Source organism: Mitsuaria sp. TWR114, assembly GCF_007997345.1.
The window spans coordinates 1-2,479 of record NZ_VOSR01000333.1; the positions used below are offsets into that span (position 1 = coordinate 1).

The following is a 2,479-nucleotide window of genomic DNA, read 5'->3' on the forward strand; positions in this document are numbered from 1 at the left end:
GCAGCAGCGTCCGGATGTGCAGGTCGCCCGCGCTGGCCTGCGCGGTGAACGAATCGATGATGGCCGGCCCGAATCCCTGTTCGGCCATGATCATCGCGATGTGGTGGGTCTGCACGGTGATGCCGGCCCGCGGCGACAGCTCCAGCCGCGCCCATTGGTCGGCCAGCACGGCGCCCAGCGGGTCGCGCTCGTCGATGCGGATGAAGGGCTCGCGCAGCAGGTCCTGCAGCGCGACGGTGGTGCGGCGGTCGGCGCCGGTGCGGCTGCGCGGCGAGGCGCACACCAGCCGGCCGGTCGCCACCAGTTCATCGGAGAGGGCGGGGTGGGGTAGCCGCCCATAGACGATGCCGACATCGCCCTCCTGCAGCGCCATGGCGCGGGCGATGTCGTTCGAATGCATCGTCCGCACGCTGATGGGCAGGTCGCGGTAGCGGCGGCGGAAGCGCTTGAGCGCCTCGGGCAGGGCCTTCACCGCCAGCGAAGGGACGATCAGGATGCGGAAGCCCTGGCCCTCGCCGCTGCCCAGCGCGCTGGCCATGCGCCGCACCGACTCCAGCTGCGACATCAGCGCCTGCACCTCCGGGTAGAGCGCCTGCGCTTCGCGCGTGGGCACGAGGCGCCGCCGCTGGCGCGTGAACAGCGCGTAGCCCAGCTGGAGCTCGGCCAGCTGCAGCGACTGCGTCACCGCCGGCTGCGTCACATGAAGCAGCTTCGAGGCCGCGCTGACCGATCCCGTCAGCATGACGGCGTGGAAGACCTCGATGTGCTTCAGGCGCATGACGCCGTCTCCGTGGGGAACATAAGGCCAGCTTATAGGATGACGCGCAACCGCGATGCCCGTTGGGCGCTGAGGTTCAATATCGTTCACGGCATTGCAACCCCCGCGTCCCCGAGAAAGGAATTCCCATGAAGGTGTTCGTTTCCAGTGCAGTCGTCGCCCTGTCGCTCGTCGTGCCGATGGGCGCGTGGGCCCAGACGGGCGGCACGCTCGACAAGGTCAAGGCCTCCGGCGTCATCACGGTCGCCTACCGGGATTCCTCGATCCCGTTCTCCTACCTGGGCGCGGACGCGCAGCCGACCGGCTTCGGCTGGGAGATCTGCGGCCGGATCGTCGAGCAGGTCCGCAAGGCCACCGGCCGCGCCGACCTGAAGGTGGCGACCCAGTCGGTCACCTCTCAGAACCGCATCCCGCTGCTGGCCAACGGCACGGTGGACATCGAATGCGGCTCCACCACCAACAACAGCGAGCGCGCCAAGCAGGTGAGCTTCGCCATCAACTACTTCTACACGGGCACGCGGCTGCTGGTGAAGAGCAGTTCGCCGATCAAGTCCTTCGCCGACCTGAAGGGGCGCAAGGTGGTGTCGACCACGGGCACCACCAACTTCCAGGTGATGCGCAAGCTCAACGCGGAGAAGCAACTGGGCTTCGAGCTGATCAGCGCGAAGGACCATGCGGAATCGGCGCTGCTGGTGCAGTCGGACCGCGCCGACGCGTTCGCGATGGACGACATCCTGCTCTACGGCCTGCGCGCCAGCGCGATCAATCCCGCGGAGCTGGCCGTGGTCGGCGACGCGGTCCAGGTCGAGCCCTACGCGATCATGCTGCGCAAGGACGATCCGGCCTTCAAGCAGCTGGTGGATGCGACGCTGACGCAGCTGATGAAGAGCGGCGAGTTCGAGACGCTCTACAAGAAGTGGTTCCAGTCGCCGATCCCGCCCAAGGGGATCAATCTCAATGCGCCGATGAGCCGCGAGCTGCAGGACAACCTCAAGACGCTGTCCGACAAGCCGGCGCTGTAAGACCGCGATGACGCACGACACACCGCGCCTGGCGCGCGGCGCGGGCGGAGCCTTGCCCGCCGCGCCGATGGCCGTCGAGGCGATCCGGCCCCAGGCGGGCATCGTCGGCATCCTGGGCGGCATGGGCCCGCTGGCGACGGTGGACTTCATGCGCAAGATGCTCGAGGCCACGCCCGCGGCGACCGACCAGGAGCACGTGCCGGTCGTCGTCAGCAGCATCCCGCAGGTGCCGGACCGGACGGCCGCGTTCCGCGGCGAGGGCGAGTCGCCGCTCGCGGCCATGGTCGACAGCGGGCGCCGGCTGGTGGCTGCCGGCGCGGGCGTGGTGGTGGTGCCTTGCAACACGGCGCACCTCTGGTTCGATGAGCTCGAACGGGCGCTGGCGCTGCCGATGCTGCACCTCGTCGACGCGGCGATCGCCGAGGCGCTGGAGCGTGTGCCCGATGGCGGCAAGGTCGGCCTGCTGGCGACCGATGCGACGCTCGCGTCCGGGCTCTACCTGAACCGGGCTTCGCCGGACGGACGCCGCGTCCACTGGTTGCTGCCCACGGCGGGCGAGATGCTGGAGCTGGTGATGCCCGGCATCGCCGACGTGAAGGCCGGAGCCATGGACTCGGCGGCGCAGCGGCTGACGAGGGCCGCGCAGGCCCTGTGCGCACGCGGCGCGCGGGCGATCGTG

3 protein-coding genes are annotated in these 2,479 nt (G+C 69.6%); 2 read left to right on the forward strand and 1 reads right to left on the reverse strand.

Going from position 1 to position 2,479, the window contains the following annotated elements:
* A partial coding sequence (locus FUT87_RS13295) for a LysR family transcriptional regulator (protein WP_147241328.1) occupies positions 1 to 778 on the reverse strand: 778 nt, incomplete at its 3' end.
* Positions 779 to 906: 128 nt separating this feature from the next.
* Here FUT87_RS13295 and FUT87_RS13300 point away from each other — a divergent pair.
* Positions 907 to 1,800: an amino acid ABC transporter substrate-binding protein gene (locus tag FUT87_RS13300; RefSeq protein WP_147241329.1), complete on the forward strand. Its 894-nt coding sequence runs from the start codon at positions 907 to 909 to the stop codon at positions 1,798 to 1,800.
* Positions 1,801 to 1,807: 7 nt separating this feature from the next.
* Positions 1,808 to 2,479, forward strand: a 672-nt coding sequence (locus FUT87_RS13305; protein WP_147241330.1) for an aspartate/glutamate racemase family protein, incomplete at its 3' end; no start/stop codon positions are given.

What these genes read in the sequence shown, in the direction of transcription:
- FUT87_RS13300 (WP_147241329.1), top strand. Translation starts at nt 907, where the DNA reads ATGAAGGTGTTCGTTTCCAGTGCAGTCGTCGCCCTGTCGCTCGTCGTG.